This window comes from Pseudomonas sp. SIMBA_067, from assembly GCF_046534675.1.
In the GTDB taxonomy this organism is placed as follows: domain Bacteria; phylum Pseudomonadota; class Gammaproteobacteria; order Pseudomonadales; family Pseudomonadaceae; genus Aquipseudomonas; species Aquipseudomonas putida.
The window spans coordinates 1-245 of record NZ_JAWRYH010001105.1 but is presented as its reverse complement, the minus strand read 5'-3'; the positions used below and the strand labels follow the sequence as shown (position 1 = coordinate 245).

Annotated in this window: 1 pseudogene; it reads left to right on the top strand. The window is 64.5% G+C overall.

Annotated features, from left to right (window positions below):
• A pseudogene (locus SB765_RS32700) lies at positions 1 to 245 on the top strand (sulfonate ABC transporter substrate-binding protein); the annotation flags it as partial.

The window sequence follows — 245 nt, the reverse complement described above, 5'->3', positions numbered from 1 at the left end:
ATCAGAAGTACGGCACCTTGGTGTTGCTCAAGGCCAAGGGCACCCTCGAGAAGCGCCTGGCCGCCCAGGGCGTGCAAGTGCAATGGACTGAATTCCCCGGTGGCCCGCAATTGCTGGAAGGCTTGAACGTCGGCTCGATCGACTTCGGCGTTACCGGTGAAACCCCGCCGGTCTTTGCCCAGGCGGCCGGTGCCGATCTGCTCTACGTCGCCTACGAGCCACCGGCGCCCACCAGCGAAGCGATC